Below are 20,206 nucleotides of genomic sequence, written 5' to 3'. Positions count from 1 at the left end.
AGCGTACGCTTCAACGAGCGACGCGTCCGTCGGGCATCCCTGCGTCGGCCACGGGCTTCTCGCAGACGCCGCCCACGCAGGTGCCGACACACAGCTTCCCGCAGCCGCCACAGTTGAGGGCGTCGGTGGCGAAGTCGGCTTCACAGCCGTTGAGCGCGTTGGCGTCGCAATTGCCGAAGCCCGGCGTGCACTCGACACCGCAAGCTCCGCCCGTGCAGGTTGGCTTGCCGTTGGGAGGTGTTGCGCAGACCGTGCACGCCGCTCCGCACGCGCTCGGGTCGTTCTCGGCGGCGCATGCGGCCCCGCACGCGTGGAACGGCGCATTGCACGTGAAGGCGCACACGCCCATCTTGCACGACCGCGTGCCGTTCGCGACCTCGGGGCACTTCTTGTTGCAAACCCCGCAGTTGTCGACGTTGGCGTTTGGGTCGATGCAGGTCGTCCCGCATCGGAATGGCGCGCCCGCGCTGCAGCCCGTCGCGCAGTGGAAGGTGCCCGGTTGCCCGTCGACGGCCGCGCACATCGGCGTGCTGGCTGGGCAGACGGTCCCGCACGCTCCGCAGCTCTCGGGTTTGGAGAGGTCGGTTTCGCAACCGTCATCCGGGCGCTGGTTGCAGTCGGCGTGACCCGCCTCACAAGCGCCGACCGCACACGCGCCGTTCTGGCAGATCGCCGTCGCGTGCGGTGTCGGGCAAGCGTCGCACGTATCGGCGCCGCACCCGTATGCAGGGTCGTCGGGGCTCACGCAAACGTCCACGCAGATGTGCTGGTCCGCAGAGCACGCGAGCGGCCCGGTCTGGCCGCCACTGTCTTCGTCGACCGGCGCGGGCTCACCGGTTCCCGGCGGCTCGGTTCCCGACGCGTCGGTCACGACCAGGACGCCCTCGTTGTTGTCGAGAATCGCGTTGCAGCCGATTCCGAAGAGGAACGCGCCTGCAGCCCACAAGCTACCGAAGCAGAGGAGTTGCGATCGATTCATGGGAGGGCTCCCGTAAGAACGACACCGCCGCCATACGGGCTCGCCTCGGGAACTGCACGGATCGATCCGACGAGAGAACGCGGTTTTCCGGACGCCGAGCCCTGTTTCTCCGCGGGGGTCGTGAGCACCAGGATGATCCCCGTGACGAGAGCGGCGCCGCCGAAGATCGTCGAGTAGGTCGCGATGTTGCCAGCGTTGATTGCCTGATCGCGTTGCTTCACGCCGGTTTCATTGCAGAGATCTCCGACGCAGTTGTCTCGAGAGTTGTTGCGCTTGTCGAGCGAGCGAATGCCGAACGCCGCGCCGACGCCCAGGCCGGCGATGCCGGCTGCGCCGATCACCCAGCCCACCGTGCGTTGCGCCGAGGCGTGGCTCTCGATGACCGGAGGCGGGAAGTCGGCTCCGGCCTGTTCCTCGCTCGTCAGCGTCGTCGTCGATGCCGTGTCGAGGCGCGATGCAGGCGCGCCGACGCTTGCCTGCGCGGGGGCCGGCGGCGGGGTCGCGGCGACGACGATGGGCGTGAGCTCGCGAGGAAGGGTGACCTTTGCGGTCTTGCCTTCGACCGCTTCGACCGCCTCCTCCCAGGGCTGCTTGCCGTTCGCACGAGCGACGATCTTGTGCGAACCGGGGTCGACCGGGATCGGCGTGCCCCACGCGGCCGTGCCGACGGTCGATCCATCGCGCGTCACCTCGAGGCCGGGTTGGATGGCCGCGACGGTGTCGACCTCGATCGTCAACTTTGGCAGGCGCGGCTCGAGAGCCTGCGCCCGCTTCCGCGCGACCTTCTCACGCTCGAGCTGATTGTTCGCCTTCGAGAGCGCAGCCACGTCGAGGAAGCTCGCCCAAGCCGTCGCCACCTTGCCCAGATGCTCGTTGCAGTCGGCGAGGTTGAATCGTGTGCCGATGCCGTCGTCGAGCTTGAGGCTCTCTTCGAGCTTCGGACACGCTTCGGTGTAGCGACCGTCCTTCATGAGGGCGCGCGCCTCGTAGAAAAGACTCTGCGCGGCGGCGGCGTTGGGCCCGTTCTTCTGAGGACCGGCCGCCCACGACGTGGCGGGCGCAAGGACGAGCGCGATGGTCATCACCGTGCGACGCTTCATTGGCGATCCTCGAACAAGGTCTGCTCGTCGGAGCCCGGTGCCGCGGCCTCGTCAGGGGCGGACGGCTCCGTGAGCTCGATGTCGGCCGGCGTCGCTTCGGCGGTGGGAACCGGAGCGGTGCGCGGAGCATGTCGTGCGGGCGCAATGCGTCGATCGAATTTGGCTCTCGCTCCGCGTGTGATCGTCGGCTCGGGGGGCGGTGCGGGCGCCGTCGCGGGCGTCACGACGGAGATCGCGGCCGCCGCAGGTTCGGGCGCTTCCGCCGCGAACGTTGGACTCGGGCTCACCGTCGGCGGTGGCGCCGTCTTTGCCAGCGTATGCAATCCGCCAACGAAGCGATGTCCTCCCAGGGCAACCGCTCCCGAGGTGATTGCAGCGATTCCGACCGCGACGGCGATACCAATCCGCGTTCGCCGTCGCCGGCGCGGTCGCTCGGCCAGGCGCGAAGGAACCGTCGCGAGCTCGCGCTCGAGCGAACGCTCGACCACCGGCTCTCCGCGTCCTCGTGCCTTTGCCGCTTCGAGGACTCTCGCCGTCGACCGCGCTCGCTCCGCGCCGCCAGGCGATGCGAAAGGAGCGAGGGCAACCGCAAGCGCGGCGGCGTCGGCGAAGCGGTCTTCGGGTTCGAAACGAAGGCACCGGAGCACGACGTTGTCGAGGCCCGCGGGGACGCCGCGCCTTCGCGTCGACGGCGCCGGCGGCGGTCCGTGAGCGGCTGCGAGGCAGACGCTCCAGAAACCTTCGTTGCCATACGGGGGATCGCCGGTGAGAAGCTCGTAGAGCACGGCCCCGAGACTCCAGAGGTCGGAGCGACCATCGATCTTGGACGCCGCGTGCATCTGCTCGGGCGACATGTATTGTGGAGAGCCCACGATCATTTCGGGACGGGTGAGCCCAGGCGCGGGCGAAGAGAGCGGCGCATCGACGTGCGAGACGCCGAAGTCGATGAGCTTGATCGACGAGCGCCCGTCGGGACCTCGTGTCAGGAAGAGGTTCGCCGGTTTGACGTCGCGATGGATGATGCCGAGGCCATGCACTTCCGCGAGCGCCTCGCAGGTCTCGAGCACGAAGTCGCATGCGCGCTCGATCGAGATCGCGGTACCCGCGGCGATCAGGGCGCCGAGGTCGTCACCTTCGAGCAACTCCATGACCATGAACGGGGTGCCGTCGGCCATCGTGCCCACGTCGAAGACACGCACCACGTGCTCACCCTTGAGCCTCGTGGCCGCGCGCGCTTCACGCAAGAAGCGCTCGGCGATGCCAGGAAGCATGCGGACACTCGGCGCGATCGTCTTGATCGCGACGGGTTGCGCGAGGGCAAGATGTGTCGCGCGGTAGACGGTGGCCATGCCGCCCCCGCCGAGGTACTCGTCGATACGATACCGACCGTCGACGAGCTCACCGGGAGAGAGCTGCGGCTGCGGCGTGTACGTGACTTCCTCGACGACCCATTCGGACATGGAGAGTCCTCGGCGTCGGAGAATGCGAAGTCCGATCCAGCGCGCGCGCGTCGTCGTCGAAAGGCAACCGAACCCGTCGGACGGGCGGAGCTCGAGCGCAGAAGCGCTACGAGGGAGGCGGCGTCGAACAGAGATGCACGCGCGGGCTAGGAACGGCGCGAAGTGCACGTCGTTCGCTGCGAAACACTCGCCGCGGCGGCCAACGCCGCTCGGTCAGCGCGGGGGACCGCGACGCCCAATGCCGGCGCCGAATCCTCGCACCGGGACATGCGGCATCGCGCGGAGCGTCGTCGCGGACTTCGTGCGCCGGCGGTGCTTGGCTGCATAGAGTTCGCGATCGGCAGCCGCGATCAGGGCGGCGATCGAGCCATCGCGTCCCGGTTCGAACGTCGAGACTCCGATGCTCAGCGAGAGTCGGTAGCGCAGCCGCTCGCTCGAGTTGTGGGCATCGAGGTGCTCCCAGAGTCGGTTGATCATCGTGCGAAGGCTCTGCTCGCTCGAGTCGGGGGTGAGCACGATGAACTCGTCGCCGCCGAGTCGGGCCACGAGGTCCGACGTGCGAAATGTTCGCTTGAGCACCTCTGCCGCCGACGCGATCGCGAGGTCTCCCTCGCGGTGGCCATACGTGTCGTTGATCTGCTTCAGCCCGTCGACGTCTGCGAAGAAGACGGAGAGCGGTCGGTTGCGACGTACCGCAAGCTTGAGCTGCTGATCGGCGAGCGTCATGAACGCACGTCGATTGTAGAGGCCGGTGAGGTCGTCGCGTAGCGACAGCGCGCGCAGCTCTTCGACGAGTCGGTGCCGCTCGAGTGAATATCGAATCGCGCGCTCGAGGAGCGGAGGGATGATCTCGCCCTTGACCAGGTAATCCGCAGCGCCGGCTTCCATCACGGCCAGGTCGACGTCGCGATTGCCCGCAGCGGTGAGGACGATGACCGGCGCAAACGAGCCTGCTGCCGCCATCTCTCGCAGGACGTCGAGGCCGGTGTAGCCCCCGAGATAGAAGTCCACGATGAGGAGATCGTGATCGCGGCGCCGAATGGCTTCGATCGCGCCCTCGTAGTCGGACGCGCGATCGACCACGTAGCGGACGTCGACCATCTGCGCGAACAGCCGTCGAGCGACCAGGTAGTCGACGTCGTCGTCCTCCACGAGCAAGACGCGCGCGTCGGTCTTCGGCTGGAAGCCTTTCATGGTACCTCCACGATGCTCCAGTAGGCTTCGAGCAACCTCACGAGCGGCGCGAGGTCGTTCTTGGCCTTCGACTTCACGATGTAACCAGCCACGTTGTGATCGTAGGCGGCCCGCTTGTCCTCGGGCGATGCGGATGTCGTCAGCACGAAGACGACGGCGTTCTTGTGGACGGGGTCGGCGCGGAGCTCACTCAGGAACTCGATGCCGTTCATGCGCGGCAAGTTGAGATCGAGGAGGATGACGTAGGGCCGTGGAACGGCGGTGCACCCTTCGCCTCGCAGCATGGCGAGCGCTTCGACCCCATCACGCGCTACGACCATGGGGTTGCCGATGGTGTTCGCTCGAAATGCCCGTTCGAGCGCCATCACGTCGACGTCGTCGTCGTCGACCAGGAGAACGTGACCGAGTCTTGGTTTCACCTCTCTACCTCGTCACCGTGCAGTATCGGGCGTCGCCCGGTCGCCCTTCGAGCGCGTTGCTTCCACGACGAACCTGCGCCGCCGTGCCGTGCCGTGTTCACCCCATCGCCGCGGCCACGTGAAGGTGAATGTCGTGCCGCGCCCTTCGGACGTCAGCCAGATCGAACCTCCTGCGCTCTCGACGATCTTCCGCACGAGGGCCAGTCCCATGCCGCTGCCTTCGACCGCATCGCGCGGGCGGAGCGTCTGGAACATCTGGAAGATCTTCTCGTGGAAGCGGGGAGGGATGCCGGGCCCGTCGTCCGTCACGGAGAAACGGAAGAAGTCGCCGGTGTTCTCCACCGCGATCGACACGCGTCCCTCCTGGCTGTCGTGGTGCTTGATCGCATTGCCCAGCAGATTCATGAGCACGCGCGTGAGCGGCACCTTGGCCGTCTCGAACACCGGGGTAGGGGGCACGACTTCGATCGTGAATCCCTGCGGCACGTTCGCGAGCTCGATCACCTCGGCGAGCAGCTTGCCCACGTCGACGCTCTCCTCCGCGGCTTCTTCACCGCCCGCGCGGGCGTACTCGAGGAGATCGCCGAGGAGTCGATCCATGCGGCGCACGCGGCCTCGCATGAGGCTCATCTGTTCGCGCTGATCGGGGCCGAGAACGGCCTCGAGGTCCTTTTCGAGCCACTCCGAGAGCGAGTCGATGGCGCGCAGCGGAGCACGCAGGTCGTGCGAGGCGACGTAAGCGAACTGCTGCAGCTCCTTGTTGGAGCGCGCGAGCTCGGCGCGCTGCTTGTGGAGCTCCGCGATGTCGGTCGACGAGACGACCACCTTCGTCCAATCGCGTTCGTGCCCGGGCAGCACGGAGAAACGGAGGTTCACGTGCTTGGTCGACCCTCGAATCGTGTGGAGGACCGCTTCGCCTTCGGTGGTGGTGTGCCCGTACGCGAGCGCGAGGATCGGTTCGCGCAAGACCTCGATGGGATCGGTGCCGAAGATGTTGGCGACGTGATTGCGAACTTGCTCTTCGTCGTCGGCTTCGCACATCTCGAGCGTCGCGCGGTTGACCTGCACGAGCTTCGCTTGGTGCGTGACCATCAAGAGATCTTGGGCGCCCGACGAGGCGAAGTGCTCGCGCAGATCGACGCCGGCTCTCGTGAGACGGTCGATGTTCGCCTTCACGGTCGAGAGATCGATCTCCCAGAGCGGCACCGGCGAATCGTCGAAGAGCGCGCGGTAGCGAGCTTCGCTGGCCTGGCGCTCACGGAGCGAGGCTTCGAGGCGTTTGGTCTTCGCGTGGAGATCGGCGAGGACCGAGACCTTCGCGCGCAGAATCTCCGGCACGATCGGCGTGAAGATGTAGTCGACCGCGCCGAACGAATAGCCGCGATGAACGGCCTGGTCCTCCATGCTGATCGCCGTGACGAAGATGATCGGTGTGTGGGCCGAACGAGGCCTCTCCCGGATCATCTTCGCCACCTCGAAGCCGTCCATGCCGGGCATGTTGACGTCGAGGAGGACGACGGAGAAGTCGCGCTGCATGAGGATGCGCAGGGCTTCGTTGCCGGACGATGCGGTCGCGATGGTGCGGCCGTCCTCGTGGAGAATTTCGACGAGCGACATCAAGTTGCCCGGCCGATCGTCGACGACGAGAATCGACGCCGATTCGGGGACCTCGGGTGCGTCCTCGCGACGCGCGCTGATGGGCCCGCCGAGCATCACGACCTCCGCGGCATGACGTGGGGGTTCTCGCTCAGCCACGCGCCCATACGGGAGAGCAGCACGGGTGAATCGATGGGCTTCGGCACGTAGTCCGAGGCTCCGGCGTCGAAGCACTTCTGACGGTCGCCGCGCATGGCCTTGGCCGTGAGCGCGATGATCGGCAGGTTGCGGTGCTCACCGAAGCTGCGGATGGCGCGGATGGTGTCGTAGCCGTCCATCTCGGGCATCATGATGTCCATCAACACGAGGTCCCAGGTTTGAGCCTGAACGAGCTCGATGGCGGTCTTTCCGTTCTCTGCGCGCCCCACGTTGACTTCGTATCGTTCGAGCAAGCTGGTCATCGCGAAGATGTTCCGGACGTCGTCGTCCACGAGCAGGATACGACGCCCGCGTAGCACACCGGTGAACTCCTCGGAGGAGTAGGTTGCGTCCGTCGGGGCTGGCGCTTTGCGGTGGAGCCATAGCGAGGCCTTCTCGACCAAGCTCTTACTCCGAGGCGCCTTCGTGACCACGGCGCGTGCATGACGTCGGATCACGGAGGCCTCCGCGCTCGACAGGTCCCGCGCGGTATGGATGATGACCGGTGTGTCCGCCCAGTTGGGGAGCTCCTCGAGGCGCTCGAGGAGGGCCACCCCGTGGATGTCGGGCAAGCCGAGGTCGGTGACGACGAGGTCGAAGCGCTCATCGCGAACCTTGGCGATCGCCTCTTCGCCGGAGCCGGCGGCCACGACGTCGACGTCGTCCGAAGAGAGGTGCCGTACGATTTCTTCGCGCTGCACGGCGTCGTCCTCGACCACGAGGAGGCGGCGCTTGCCCTGGTCGAGGCCTTCCTTGAAGGATCGCAGAAGAGCGTCGAGCCCGTCGCGGAGAACGGGTTTGGCGAGGACGCGCCGCGCACCGCGCTGATAACCGCGCTCGCGCTGGTCGTCCGTCGAGACGATGGCGATCGGGATGTGCCGTGTCTGGACGTCGTTCTTCAGGTAGTCGAGCACGCGCCACCCGTCGATGTCCTCGAGCTGGATGTCGAGGACGATCGCCGCGGGCAGATAGTTGCGAGCGAGCCACACGGCCTCTCCGCCCTTGGTGGTGGCGAGCGCCTTGAACCCGTTCGCGCGCGCCACCTCGACCACGAAGTCGAGGAACCCGCGATCGTTGTCGACGATGAGCAGGCTCTTGTCTTCGCCGGAGACCTCGTCGCGGTCGTCGTTGACCGCGAGCGGCGAGGCCCAATCCCCGCTCGCACTCGCATCTTCGGTGGGCGTGACGATCACCGGCGCCTGATGGGTGACGACGGAGACGGGGTGCGGCTCGGTGCGGACCAAGGGCTGAGCCGACTGGCTGAGCACGCCCGGCAGATACAGCGTGAACGCGCTGCCGACGCCGAGCTCGGACTCGAGGCGGATCTCGCCGCCGAGCATGCGCGAGAGTTCGCGGCTGATGGCGAGACCGAGGCCGGTGCCGCCGTACTTGCGGCTGGTCGATCCTTCGGCCTGCTGGAAGGCCTCGAAGACGACCTGCTGCTTCTCGGGCGGAATGCCGATGCCCGTGTCTTTGACGATGAACTGCACGACGCCGCCCTTGGCCTGATCGAGGGTGGGCTGGCTCGGGCTCCAGCCCGAGGTTGCCGGCTTGACCATGAGGGTGACCGTGCCGCGCTCGGTGAACTTGAAGGCGTTCGAGAGTAGGTTCTTGAGGACCTGCTGCAAGCGGCGCGGATCGGTGAAGACGCGACTCGGCAGGTCTTTGGCGAACTCGGTGTCGAAGCGCACGCCCTTCGACTCGGCGATGTGCCCGAACGTGCGGAGGACGTACGTGTGGAGGTCGCGCAGGGACATTTCGGTCGGCTCGATGGAGACCGTGCCGGACTCGATCTTCGCAAGGTCGAGGATGTCGTTGATCAGGTTGAGGAGGTCATTGCCCGACGCGTGGATCGTCTTGCAGAACTCGACCTGGCGTCCGCTGAGATTTCCGTCCGGGTTGCGCGCGAGCTGATCGGACAGGATGAGGAGCGAGTTGAGCGGCGTCCGGAGCTCGTGCGACATGTTCGCGAGGAACTCGGACTTGTACTTGGAGGTGAGGGCGAGCTGCTTGGCCTTCTCTTCGAGGGCGGCGCGCGCCATTTCGACCTCGCGATTCTTGCGCTCGACTTCCTCGTTCTGATCGGCGAGGAGCTGCGCCTTCTCCTGGAGCTCGTCGTTCGTCTCCTGGAGGGTCTGCTTCTGGATCTGGAGCTCGGAGGCGAGCGATTGGGACTGCTCGAGCAGGCCCTCGGTGCGCATGTTCGCTTCGATCGTGTGGAGAACGATGCCGAACGACTCGGTGAGCTGGTCGAGGAGCACTTCTTGGAGCGCGCTAAAGATGCCGATCGACGACAGCTCCATCACGCCGCGGACCTCGCCTTCGAAGAGAATCGGCAAGACGAGCAGGCAGCGCGGCTCCGCATCGCCAAGGGCCGAGAAGATGCGCATATAGCCGGCGGGCAGCCCGTCCAGGCGGATCTTGCGCTTGTCGGCAGCACACTGACCGACGAGGCCTTCACCGAACTTGTACGTGCGCGGCGTCTCCTCCGAAACGGCGTAACCGCCGAGTCGAACGAGCTGCTTCATGTCGTCGCCGCCGACGGTGGTGACCGTGTACACGACGGCTTGGTGCGCCTGGACGACCGGCGCGAGCTCGGAGAGGATCAGGTTACCGACGGCTACGAGGTCGCGCTGGCCTTGGAGCATGCGCGAGAACTTGGCGAGGTTGGTCTTCAGCCAGTCCTGCTCGTTGTTCTTGAGGGTGGTCTCCCTCAAGTTGCGGATCATCTCGTTGATGTTGTCCTTGAGCGCCGCGACTTCGCCGCTCGCTTCGACCGTGATCGACCGCGTGAGGTCGCCCTTGGTGACGGCGGTGGAGACTTCGGCGATCGAACGGACCTGCGTGGTGAGGTTCGCGGCGAGCTGGTTGACGTTCTCGGTGAGGTCCTTCCACGTGCCGGAGGCGCCGGGAACGGAGGCCTGACCACCGAGCTCGCCCTCGACACCGACCTTGCGCGCGACCGTGGTGACCTGGTCGGCGAAGGTGGCGAGCGTGCCCGTCATGTTGTTGATCGTGTCGGCGAGGGCTGCGATCTCGCCCTTCGCTTCGAGCGTGAGGCTCTGTTCGAGGTCGCCGTTCGCGACGGCGGTGACGACGCCGGCAATGCCGCGGACCTGGTTCGTCAGGTTCGAGGCCATGAAGTTGACGTTGTCGGTGAGGCCCTTCCACGTGCCCGAGACGCCGGGCACGTCGGCCTGACCACCGAGCTTGCCTTCGGTGCCGACTTCGCGCGCGACGCGGGTAACTTCGGAGGCGAAGGCGTTCAGCTGGTCGACCATCGTGTTGATGGTCTTTTTGAGCTCGAGGATCTCGCCTTTGACGTCGACGGTGATCTTCTTCGACAGGTCGCCGCCGGCGATCGCGGTCGCGATCTCGGCGATGTTGCGAACCTGCGCGGTGAGGTTACCGGCCATGAAGTTGACGCTGTCGGTGAGGTCCTTCCACGTGCCGCCGACGCCGGTGACGACGGCCTGACCGCCGAGCATGCCTTCGGTGCCGACTTCGCGCGCGACGCGGGTAACTTCGGAGGCGAAGGCGTTGAGCTGATCGACCATCGTGTTGATGGTGTTCTTCAGCTCGAGGATCTCGCCTTTGACGTCGACGGTGATCTTCTTCGAGAGGTCGCCCGTGGCGACGGCCTTCGTGACGTCGGCGATGTTGCGGACCTGCGCCGTGAGGTTACCGGCCATCGAGTTGACGTTGTCGGTGAGGTCCTTCCAGGTACCCGAGACACCGGGCACCGCGGCCTGGCCACCGAGCTTTCCTTCGGTACCGACTTCGCGTGCGACGCGGGTAACTTCGGAGGCGAAGCCGTTCAGCTGATCGACCATCGTGTTGATGGTGTTCTTGAGGTCGAGGATCTCGCCTCGAACGTCGACGGTGATCTTTCGCGCGAGGTCACCGTTGGCGACGGCGGTGGTGACCTCGGCGATGTTACGAACCTGCGCGGTGAGGTTCGCGGCCATCGTGTTGACGTTGTCGGTGAGCTCTTTCCAGACGCCGCCGACGCCTCGCACCGTGGCCTGACCACCGAGCTTTCCTTCGGTACCGACTTCGCGGGCGACGCGCGTAACCTCGCCGGCGAACGCGTTCAGCTGATCGACCATCGTGTTGATGGTGTTCTTGAGGTCGAGGATCTCGCCTCGAACGTCGACGGTGATCTTTCGCGCGAGGTCACCGTTGGCGACGGCGGTGGTGACTTCGGCGATGTTACGAACCTGCGCGGTGAGGTTCGCGGCCATCGTGTTGACGCCGTCGGTGAGGTCCTTCCATGTTCCTGCGACGCCGACGACGCGTGCTTCGCCGCCGAGTCGGCCTTCGGTACCGACTTCGCGCGCGACGCGGGTGACTTCGGAGGCGAAGGCGCCGAGCTGATCGACCATCGTGTTGATGGTGTTTTTGAGCTCGAGGATCTCGCCTTCGACGTCGACGGTGATCTTCTTCGTGAGGTCGCCCGTGGCGACGGCGGTGGTGACTTCGGCGATGTTACGAACCTGCGCGGTGAGGTTCGCGGCCATCGTGTTGACGCCGTCGGTGAGGTCCTTCCATGTTCCTGCGACGCCGACGACGCGTGCTTCGCCGCCGAGACGGCCTTCGGTACCGACTTCGCGGGCGACGCGGGTGACTTCGGAGGCGAAGGCGCCGAGCTGATCGACCATCGTGTTGATGGTGCGTTTGAGCTCGAGGATTTCGCCTTGGACGTCGACGGTGATCTTCTTCGTGAGGTCGCCCTTGGCGACGGCGGTGGTGACTTCGGCGATGTTTCGAACCTGGTCGGTGAGGTTCGACGCCATGACGTTGACGTTGTCGGTCAGCTCCTTCCAGATGCCGGCGACGCCTCGCACGGCGGCCTGACCACCGAGCTTTCCTTCCGTACCGACTTCGCGTGCGAGACGCGTGACTTCGCCGCCGAATGCGTTCAGCTGGTCGACCATCGTGTTGATGGTGTTCTTGAGATCGAGGATCTCGCCGCGAACGTCGACGGTGATCTTCTTCGTCAAGTCGCCGTTCGCGATCGCCTTCGAGACTTCGGCGATGTTACGAACTTGGTCGGTGATGTTGCCGGCCATGACGTTGACGTTGTCGGTGAGCTCCTTCCACGTGCCGGCGACGCCGCGCACGGTGGCCTGACCGCCGAGCTTGCCGTCGGTACCGACCTCGCGCGCGACGCGCGTGACCTCCCCGGCGAAGCCGTTGAGCTGGTCGAGCATCGTGTTGATCGTGTTCTTCAGGTCGAGGATCTCGCCGCGCGTGTCGACGGTGACCTGCTTCGTCAAGTCGCCGGCAGCGATGGCCTTGGCGACGTCGGCGATGTTTCGAACCTGGGCTGTCAGGTTCGAGGCCATCTGATTGACGCTGTCTGTCAGATCCTTCCAGGTTCCTGCGACGCCTAGAACGACGGCCTGCCCACCCAGTTTTCCTTCGGTACCGACTTCGCGGGCGACGCGCGTGACTTCGGCGGCGAAGACGCGGAGCTGATCGACCATCGTGTTGATGGCGTCTTTGAGCTGGAGGATCTCGCCGCGAACGTCGACGGTGATCTTCTTCGAGAGGTCACCGTTGGCGACGGCGACGGTGACTTCGGCAATGTTTCGAACCTGCGCGGTGAGGTTCGAGGCCATCTGGTTGACGCTGTCGGTGAGCTCTTTCCAGGTGCCGGAAACGCCCGGAATCGAGGCCTGGCCACCGAGCTTTCCTTCGGTCCCGACTTCGCGGGCGACGCGCGTGACTTCGGAGGCGAACGAGGCGAGCTGCTCGACCATCGCGTTCGCGGCGCGCGCGGTCTGGAGGAAGTCGCCCTTCAGCGGCTCGCCAGCGACCTCGAGAGCGACCTGCTGACGAAGGTCACCGCTCGCGACGGCGCCGATGACCCGGCCGATCTCGTTCGTGGGCCGCGCCATGGCGGCGACGAGATCGTTGACGGCGTCGAGCGATTCCTTCCAACCGCCCGCGGCGCGATCGAGCGATGCGCGCTCGTGCGTTTTGCCTTCCACGCCAACGGCAGTCTTGAGGCGCTGCAGCTCGAGGACGAGCTCGGCGTTGCGTTCGATGATGTCGTTCAGGACGTCCGCGACCTTGCCCTCGAGGCCGGTCAGGTCGGGCGGCATTCGCGCGCTGAAGTCGCCGCGTCGGACGGCCATCAGCACGTCGAGGAGCTGCCTGTTGGCGAGGCTGTCGTGCGACCGCTCACCCGACCACTCAGAGACTGTCATCGAGACCCTCCGTACAAACCACGTGGACGCGACCGAGGTAGGTCGCCAGATCGGCGGCGATCCGCGCAATGGCATCGCGGTCGCGTTTCTTCGCGGCGGTGGCGAGCTCACCTCCGAGCTCACCGGCGAAGGCGAGCTCGTAGCCAGCGGAGCTGCCCTTCATGTTGTGTCCGAGCGTCCAGATCGTGTCGAAGTCCTCTTTGCCACTCGCTTCGAGCGCATCGCGGATCTTCTGGACGTCGTTCAATCGATTGCGGATGAACTGCGGCATCATCGGGTAGAGGTCCCGATCGACGCGCACGACGATCTTCGCCTCGTCGCCGTTCGCGCGCGTCGGCTCGGGGCGCAGCGCAGGCCTCGCGATCTGTCGCGTGGAGGAGGGCGGCGGCGGCGTCACGGGCTTCGCGGCGACCAGCACCGGGCGCGAGCTCGAGCTCGGGATGGCGGGCGAATGCCTGTGGAGTGCATCGAGGAGCACGTCTTTGCGGATCGGCTTCGTCAGGAAGTCGGTGCATCCCGCTTCGAGGCAGCGATCGAGCGATTCGCTCATCGCGTCGGCCGTGAGGGCGAGAATGGGCGCTCGCTCGAGGCCGCGCTCCATTTCCCAGACACGCATTTTTCGCGTCGAGGTGAGGCCATCCATGATGGGCATGTGCACGTCCATCAGCACGATGTCGTAGCTGCTCGACGCGAACATCTCGAACGCCGATGCGCCGTCGCCGGCGAACTCGAGCGTGTGCGGGGAATTGCGCAGGTACGATTCGATGACCGCCTGGTTGTCCTCCGCGTCTTCGGCGAGGAGGATCCGGAGCGGACGCTGCTCGCGCGGGGGAGGGACGAGGCGAGGCTTGGCGTGGTCGGGTGGCAGGGTGCGCGCAGGCTTGAAGCGCGCGGTGAACCAGAACGTGCTGCCGTTGCCGAGCGTGCTCACGACCTGCATGCGACCGTGCATGCGTTCGACGAGCGGCCTGGCGATGGCAAGACCGAGGCCGACGCCGCCGCGCACGCGCGTGATCGAGGCATCGAGCTGGGCGAACCGCCCGAACACGAGATCGAGCTTGTCGGGGGCGATGCCGATCCCAGTGTCGGTCACCGAGAACTTGAGGGCGCCAGGCTCGATCGACTCGGGATCGCGTTCGACCACGACCTCGACGTAGCCCTCCTCGGTGAACTTGATGGCGTTGCCGATCAGATTCACGAGGACCTGGCGCAAGCGATGGGGATCGCCGACGAGCGCCGGCGGGAGGTCACCGCTCTTCCGGAGCCGCAGCTCGATGTTGCGGGCCTGCGCACGCACCGTGAGGAACCCCAGGGTGTTGTCGAGGAGCTTGTGCAGATCGAACGGAACGTTCGCGAGCTTGATGCGATAGGCTTCGATCTTCGCGAGGTCGAGCAAATCGTCGATGAGCGCGAGAAGATGATCGCCGGCGTGACGCAATCGTGTGACGAACTTCGTCTGTTCGTCGTCGAGCGTCGTCTCCGAGAGGAGATCGGCCATCCCGAGGATGGCGTTCATCGGCGTGCGAATCTCGTGGCTGACGTTCGCGAGGAATTCGCTCTTCGAACGACTCGCCGCCTCGGCGAGGTTCTTCGCCTCTTCGAGGTCACGGTTGATGCGCTGGCGCTCGACCGCGTATCGGATCGAGCGCGAGAGCAGGTGCTCGGTGAAGTGCCACTTGATGAGATAGTCCTGCGCGTGCGTATTGACGGCGCGCAGGCCCACCTCCTCGTCGTCGTTGCCCGTGAGCACGATGAGCGGCTTGTCGGGCGCGAGCTCGTGGATCTCTTCGAGGCTCTCGAGGCCGTTCGAGTCGGGAAGCGAGAGGTCGAGCAAGACCGCGTCGATGTGTCCGCCGGTCAGGTGCGGGGGGGCGGCGGCCATCGTCGTCACGTGGACGATCTCGAAGGTGCGCTTCGGCAGGCGGCGGAGCATCTCGCGGATCATGCGAGCATCCGCGTCGTCGTCTTCGATGAGTAGGACGGTCAGAACCTTCACGAGAACCTCCTGCATCGCACGGCGCCGTGCGCGGAGGGCATTGCGCCGAACGAAGCAAGCCTCCAGCGCAACTCCGTTGCGCTGATTGAACCGTCAGCAGGTGGCGTCAGGACGTCTCCTCGAGAATGCTCGTCGATGACGCGGCTGCCGCTTTGCCTTCGCCACAGAACTTGCGCGTCAGCGTGCGGCGATTGACCTGGAGGATCTTCGCCGCGAGGGTCTTGTTGCCTCCGCAAGCCTCGAGCACGCGGGTCATGTAGCGGCGCGTGACCTCCTCGAGCGGCACGAGCTCGGTGGGATCTTCGCCCGCGACGATGACGTCGGACCGACGGTAGTTGCGGACGCGCTCCGGAAGGTCGTCCACCGTGATCTCCTCGTAGTCGGTGAGGGCAACCGCGCGCTCGATGCAGTTCTGGAGCTCACGCGTGTTTCCCGGCCACGAGTAGGCGAGCAGCCTTTCGGCCGCGACGCTCGAGACGCCCGAGACTTTCTTGCCCATGGCAGCCGCGAACTGCTCCACGAAGTGACGTGCATAAAGCAGGACGTCGCCGCCTCGACCGCGGAGCGGGGGCACTTCCACCTGGATGACATTGATGCGGTAGAAGAGGTCCTCGCGGAAGGTTCCTTCCTCGACGGCGCTCTCGAGATCGCGGTTGGTCGCCGCGATGATGCGGACGTCGACCGGGATCTCCCTCTTGCCGCCGACGGCGCGCACCGTCTTTTCCTGAAGGACGCGGAGAAGCTTCGGCTGCAGGCGAAGCGGGAGCTCGCCGATCTCGTCGAGGAAGATCGTTCCGCCATTCGCCTCGACGAAGAGGCCTGCGTGGTCCGCCTTCGCGTCGGTGAAGGCGCCCTTCACGTGGCCGAAGAGCTCGCTCTCGATGAGCTGCTCGGGCACCGCCGCGCAGTTGATGGGGATGAACGGACCTTCGGCGCGCTTGCTGTTGCGATGAAGTGCGCGCGCGGTGAGGTCCTTGCCGGTGCCGCTCTCGCCGACGATGAGCACGGACGCGTCGAGATCGGAGACGCGGCGGAGCATGTCGAAGAGCTTCACCATCGCTGGGCTCGTTCCGATGAGCTCGTCGAAGCTGTGCGAGGCCGACAAGGCGCGTTCGAGACGCTTCACTTCCGTTTGTAGTGCCCGATGCTTCGCCGCGCGCTCGATGGCGTAGAAGAGCGCGTCCATGTCGAGCGGCTTGGTGATGAAGTCGTACGCACCGGAGCGGAGCGCACCGACCGCATTCTCGACGTTCGTATGAGCGGTCATCACGATGACCGGCAAGTCCGGTCGGTTCGTGGCCACGCGCTCACAGAGCTCGAGACCGTTCATGCCGTGCATGCTCAGATCGGTGACGAGTACGTCGAACGACTCCGTCGCGATCGCCGCAAGGGCCTCGTCGGCCGAAGTCCGCCAGGAGACTTCGATGCCGCGTGCCTTGAGGCGAACGTTGATCAGCTCGCAAACACTGCTGTCGTCGTCTGCAACGAGGATTCGGATCATTCTCATTACTCCAGAGCTCGAAATCCTAGCAGTGCAAGTGCTTGGATCTAGGGCCTTTTATCCGATTTTAGGGAGACAAATAGTCCCGCTACTCGAGGCCGTGCGAGCCACGAGTTGCCGAGGATCGATGCACGCGCGCAGGCCTACGGTTGCGGAGCTGCGCACGCGTGTGCGGATGACCCTGACGACAAATCTCAATCATCCTCGTGCGATCACGCCCGAAGGCTCGTGCGTGGCGCGAGCTCGGCATCTTCCGAGGTCGCCCTTGCGGCATATGTGCTGCATGGCCCGAGCGTCTCTCCGGCGGTCGATCGACGTCCCACCCCGTCGATTGCGCCGCCATCGCCTTGTCGATTCGGAGGTTTCTGATGAGCGCCAAGATTCTCGTGGTCGCTGACGATGATGTGGACATGCGCACGCTGCTGGCGAGTCGCCTCAGGCGACGCGGATACGAAGTCATCGAAGTGGCTGATGGGGTGGAGCTACTCGGCTACTTGCGATCGACCGTGCAGAGTTGGACACTCGACGACGAGGAGGTCCGCGTGCCATCGGCGATCATCTCCGACGTGACGATGCCCGGCCTGAACGGCTTCGACGTGATCGAAGACCTTCGGCGTGACGGTTGTCACATTCCCGTGATCCTGATTACGGGCCTCGAGACGGAGGAGACGAACGACAAGGCGGCACGTTGGGATGCCATGGTCTGTACCAAGCCGTTCGACATCTTCCGTTTCTGTTCGACCGTGGACGAAGTCGTGGGGGCAAGCGGATGATGCGGCCAGCGAGGGTTCTCGTCGCGGACGACGACGCCGACGTTCGGGCGTGGGTGGGGATGCAGCTGAAGAAGCTCGGTGCCACGATCCTCGAGGTCGAGAGCGGGCTCGAGCTGCTCGATTTGCTTGCGCGCGACTCTCGCTTCGATCTCATCGTCACCGACATCCACATGCCGGGACTCAAGGGGAGTCACGTCGTCGCCATGGCCCGCACGGCGGGCGTCGACGCGCCCTTCCTCGTCATCACGGCGCACGCCGACGATGCCGCGCGTGAGGCCATCGATCGATTCGACGGCACCACCTTCATGGAGAAGCCACTCGACCGCGACCGTCTGGTGAAGGTGGTGGGTGAGATCCTGGACGAACAAAACGCGAAAGGCGCGCGCACCAAGGTACGGCGCCTTCCGCCTCGAAGCGCGGGCGACTGAAGCGTGACTGAAGCGTGACTGAAGCGTGACTGAAGCGTGACGAAAGCGACCGCGGGCGGTCAGGGCTTCATGTCGGGCTTACGCGTCACGACGATGTGGCCGTGGCTCTTGTTGTCCGGATAGCCGTACCGGAACGAGATGGGCTCGTGTCCTTTGAAGAGGTTGTGGAACTCGGTGGCGTCCTTGTTGTTCACCGTGCCGAAGGGCTCCGGCCACTCGTACTGACCGTAGACATCCTGGACGAAGCCGTACTGCTTGGCGATGCGCGGCGGTACGCCCGTGGTGTCGGAGATCATCCAGTCCGTGTGGGTCATGAGCCAGTTACGGATGGTCGAGAAGTTCGCGTCGTCCCAGAGAAGGTGGCTCGCCGCCTTCGTCATCGTCGAGGCCTTGGGCTTCGTCTCGAGGTACTTGAGCAAGCCAGGCTGCTTGGCGAGGTTCGCGTTCGAGAGATCGTAGGCCACGTGGCGGAGGAACCTGATCTTCGACTCGCCCGGCTTCTTGAAGCGGATCTCGGCGTTCGCGAACGGACCTGCGCGGCCCGTCTTGCCGGATTTTTCGGCCGTGGCGATGTCCTCGGCAGTGAGCCAGTGGATCGTGCCGTCGGGCTCGAACGAGAAGTAGCGGAGCGTCACGGGCTCGAAGCCGTGGATGGCGAGCGCGGCCATCGTGTAGGCAATCTCACCGGGGATCGCACCGTGCGTCTCGATGTCGAGATTGATCGTACGGCTATGGGCCTTGAGGAACAGCTTGCCGAGGTGGTCGCGGAGCGTCGCCAGCTCTCGGGCGAGGCGCTTGTTGTCCGCCTTGAGAACGCCGCGAACGTCACCTGCGGTCTCGAGCGAGATCGTGTTGAACTCGGTCCCGTCGGGGTAGGTGGCGAGCGCGCTCACGAGATCGCCGCCGCCGAACGGATACACGACCGTGGTCGGAAGATTGGCGGGGCGGAGCTTCGCGATGAACGGCATCGCGACGTCGAGCCATTCCTTCTTGTACTCGGCGAACGCCGGCTTGAGCGCCGCGCAGTGCTTGTCGACCACCGCCTTGTCGATGTTGGGCGGGATGAACGAGTCGTCGCCTGCGCAACCCGCCACGCGGAATGCGGCCTGGACCTCTTTGGTGAACTGGGCCCCTTCGAGCTTCTCGTCGGCGCCAGGGTCGGACGTCGGCCCACCTGAGTCGGAGTTGGGCACGATGGCCGCGCTTGCGTCAGTGGGCGCTTCCGACGCGCTGGGTCGAGGCGGCGCCGAGGGCGGAATTGCCTGGGATTGAGGCCCTGCAGTGGGGTCCGGCGGATGCGAGCGGCACCCGGTCTGGGTCATGAGGGAGGCGCCGGTCACGGTGCCGAGGGTGCCGAGGAGGAGAACGGCTCCCAGGTTGCGCGCTGAGCGCGAGCGGTTTTTCACGATTTCCGAACTTTGCCAAAGCAAGGGGTGACTTGCCAACCGCCGTGCGCGCGCGATAAGCCCTTGGCCCGCACGGAGCCGATTTCTTTGCCTTCGTCCGTTCGAAGGAATTGGCCGCCGCGAGCCGCCGCGAGTTACCGCGAGTCACCGCGGGTCACCTAATGCGGCCACCGGGGCCCTGCGAGCCGTGCACAAAGGTGCTGCCCCCATGCCTCTGACCGAGTATGAACGCTACCTGCGTGTCCCCGAGCTTCTGAGCCTTCAAAAGCCGGAAGAAACGCGAACCCACGAAGACGAACTCCTCTTCCAGAGCGTCCACCAAGTGGAAGAGCTCTGGATGAAGTGCGCAGACGAGGAGATCACCAAGTTCGTGGCCCAGATCGACCGCGACGAGCTCGAAGGCGCTCGTGCGGCGCTCCACCGTATCTACGTGTTCGAAAAGCTGATGGCCGAGCAGATGCGTCTGCTCGAGACCATGGCGCCGCTCGCGTATTTCTCGATCCGCAAGGGCCTCGGCCACGGATCGGGCCTCGAGTCACCAGGCTTCAACCGCCTGCTTCGCAACTCGAAGAAGGTCGTCGAGGCCTTCGAACGCGCCTGCGAGCGCCGCAAGGTCACACCGGAAGACCTGGTTCGCGATCCCCAGAAGGACCGCTCGATGTGGGCCATCGCCGAGGCGATGCTCGACATCGACGACGCGTTCCAGAACTTCCGCTTCCGCCACCTCCAGCTGGTCAAGCGCATCATCGGTGCGGGAACGCCCAGCCTGAAGGGCAACCCGATCGAGCTGCTCGAGAACAACGCGAAGAAGATGTTCTTCCCGACGATTTGGCGTGCCCGCGAGGCGCTTTTCAGCGACTTCGCGCCGGGCGAGCTCAAGACCTGATCGCGACACCGATCCCGAGCGCGCCCCGAGCGGCGTAACCCCCAGAGCTCGCGAT

13 protein-coding genes are annotated in these 20,206 nt (G+C 65.5%); 3 read left to right on the top strand and 10 right to left on the bottom strand.

Annotated elements, in window-relative coordinates; translation table 11 throughout:
- Nucleotides 1-10 precede the first annotated feature (10 nt).
- The 9 genes from AKJ09_RS43290 to AKJ09_RS43250 all read right to left on the bottom strand — a co-directional run bounded on the left by AKJ09_RS43290 (nucleotide 11) and on the right by AKJ09_RS43250 (nucleotide 16,658).
- Entirely contained in the window at nucleotides 11-979 is a 969-nt protein-coding gene (locus AKJ09_RS43290) for a hypothetical protein (RefSeq protein ID WP_146653709.1), read from the bottom strand.
- Nucleotides 976-2,079, bottom strand: coding sequence for a tetratricopeptide repeat protein (locus tag AKJ09_RS43285; RefSeq protein ID WP_146653708.1), 1,104 nt, complete (start codon nucleotides 2,077-2,079; stop codon nucleotides 976-978). Before AKJ09_RS43285 ends, AKJ09_RS43290 begins: the two co-directional genes overlap by 4 nt.
- Nucleotides 2,076-3,539 (bottom strand): serine/threonine-protein kinase, encoded by a 1,464-nt coding sequence (locus AKJ09_RS43280; RefSeq protein ID WP_146653707.1) that lies wholly within the window; start codon nucleotides 3,537-3,539, stop codon nucleotides 2,076-2,078. Before AKJ09_RS43280 ends, AKJ09_RS43285 begins: the two co-directional genes overlap by 4 nt.
- A 213-nt stretch (nucleotides 3,540-3,752) precedes the next feature.
- Nucleotides 3,753-4,733, bottom strand: a complete 981-nt coding sequence (locus AKJ09_RS43275; RefSeq protein ID WP_146653706.1) for a GGDEF domain-containing response regulator — start codon at nucleotides 4,731-4,733, stop codon at nucleotides 3,753-3,755.
- The gene (locus AKJ09_RS43270) at nucleotides 4,730-5,152 is read right to left on the bottom strand and encodes a response regulator (protein ID WP_146653705.1); all 423 of its coding nucleotides are present in this window, start codon (nucleotides 5,150-5,152) and stop codon (nucleotides 4,730-4,732) included. The genes AKJ09_RS43275 and AKJ09_RS43270 overlap by 4 nt, the downstream gene beginning before the upstream one ends.
- Nucleotides 5,153-5,164: 12 nt before the next feature.
- Entirely contained in the window at nucleotides 5,165-6,865 is a 1,701-nt protein-coding gene (locus AKJ09_RS43265) for a sensor histidine kinase (RefSeq protein ID WP_205633952.1), read from the bottom strand.
- Nucleotides 6,865-13,161: a HAMP domain-containing protein gene (locus AKJ09_RS43260; RefSeq protein WP_146653703.1), complete on the bottom strand. Its 6,297-nt coding sequence runs from the start codon at nucleotides 13,159-13,161 to the stop codon at nucleotides 6,865-6,867. Before AKJ09_RS43260 ends, AKJ09_RS43265 begins: the two co-directional genes overlap by 1 nt.
- On the bottom strand, nucleotides 13,148-15,157 hold the full coding sequence (locus AKJ09_RS43255; protein ID WP_169928344.1) for a hybrid sensor histidine kinase/response regulator: 2,010 nt from the start codon (nucleotides 15,155-15,157) through the stop codon (nucleotides 13,148-13,150). The genes AKJ09_RS43260 and AKJ09_RS43255 overlap by 14 nt, the downstream gene beginning before the upstream one ends.
- Before the next feature lie 106 nt (nucleotides 15,158-15,263).
- Entirely contained in the window at nucleotides 15,264-16,658 is a 1,395-nt protein-coding gene (locus tag AKJ09_RS43250; protein WP_146653701.1) for a sigma-54-dependent transcriptional regulator, read from the bottom strand.
- A 368-nt stretch (nucleotides 16,659-17,026) separates the two neighbouring features.
- Here AKJ09_RS43250 and AKJ09_RS43245 point away from each other — a divergent pair, with 368 nt between their 5' ends.
- Complete coding sequence (locus AKJ09_RS43245) at nucleotides 17,027-17,431, top strand: response regulator (RefSeq protein WP_146653700.1); 405 nt, start codon at nucleotides 17,027-17,029, stop codon at nucleotides 17,429-17,431.
- Nucleotides 17,428-17,859: a response regulator gene (locus AKJ09_RS43240; protein ID WP_146653699.1), complete on the top strand. Its 432-nt coding sequence runs from the start codon at nucleotides 17,428-17,430 to the stop codon at nucleotides 17,857-17,859. Before AKJ09_RS43245 ends, AKJ09_RS43240 begins: the two co-directional genes overlap by 4 nt.
- Before the next feature lie 59 nt (nucleotides 17,860-17,918).
- Here AKJ09_RS43240 and AKJ09_RS43235 read toward each other — a convergent pair whose 3' ends face one another.
- The gene (locus AKJ09_RS43235) at nucleotides 17,919-19,265 is read right to left on the bottom strand and encodes a hypothetical protein (RefSeq protein WP_146653698.1); all 1,347 of its coding nucleotides are present in this window, start codon (nucleotides 19,263-19,265) and stop codon (nucleotides 17,919-17,921) included.
- 208 nt (nucleotides 19,266-19,473) lie between these two features.
- On the opposite strand from AKJ09_RS43235, the gene AKJ09_RS43230 reads away from it, so the two are divergent.
- Nucleotides 19,474-20,151, top strand: a complete 678-nt coding sequence (locus AKJ09_RS43230) for a tryptophan 2,3-dioxygenase family protein (RefSeq protein ID WP_146653697.1) — start codon at nucleotides 19,474-19,476, stop codon at nucleotides 20,149-20,151.
- The last annotated feature ends 55 nt before the right edge of the window (nucleotides 20,152-20,206 follow it).

This window comes from Labilithrix luteola (assembly GCF_001263205.1).
Classification (GTDB): domain Bacteria; phylum Myxococcota_A; class Polyangia; order Polyangiales; family Polyangiaceae; genus Labilithrix; species Labilithrix luteola.
Note: the sequence above shows the minus strand (reverse complement) of the source record. Positions and strands in the feature narration are given on the sequence as shown.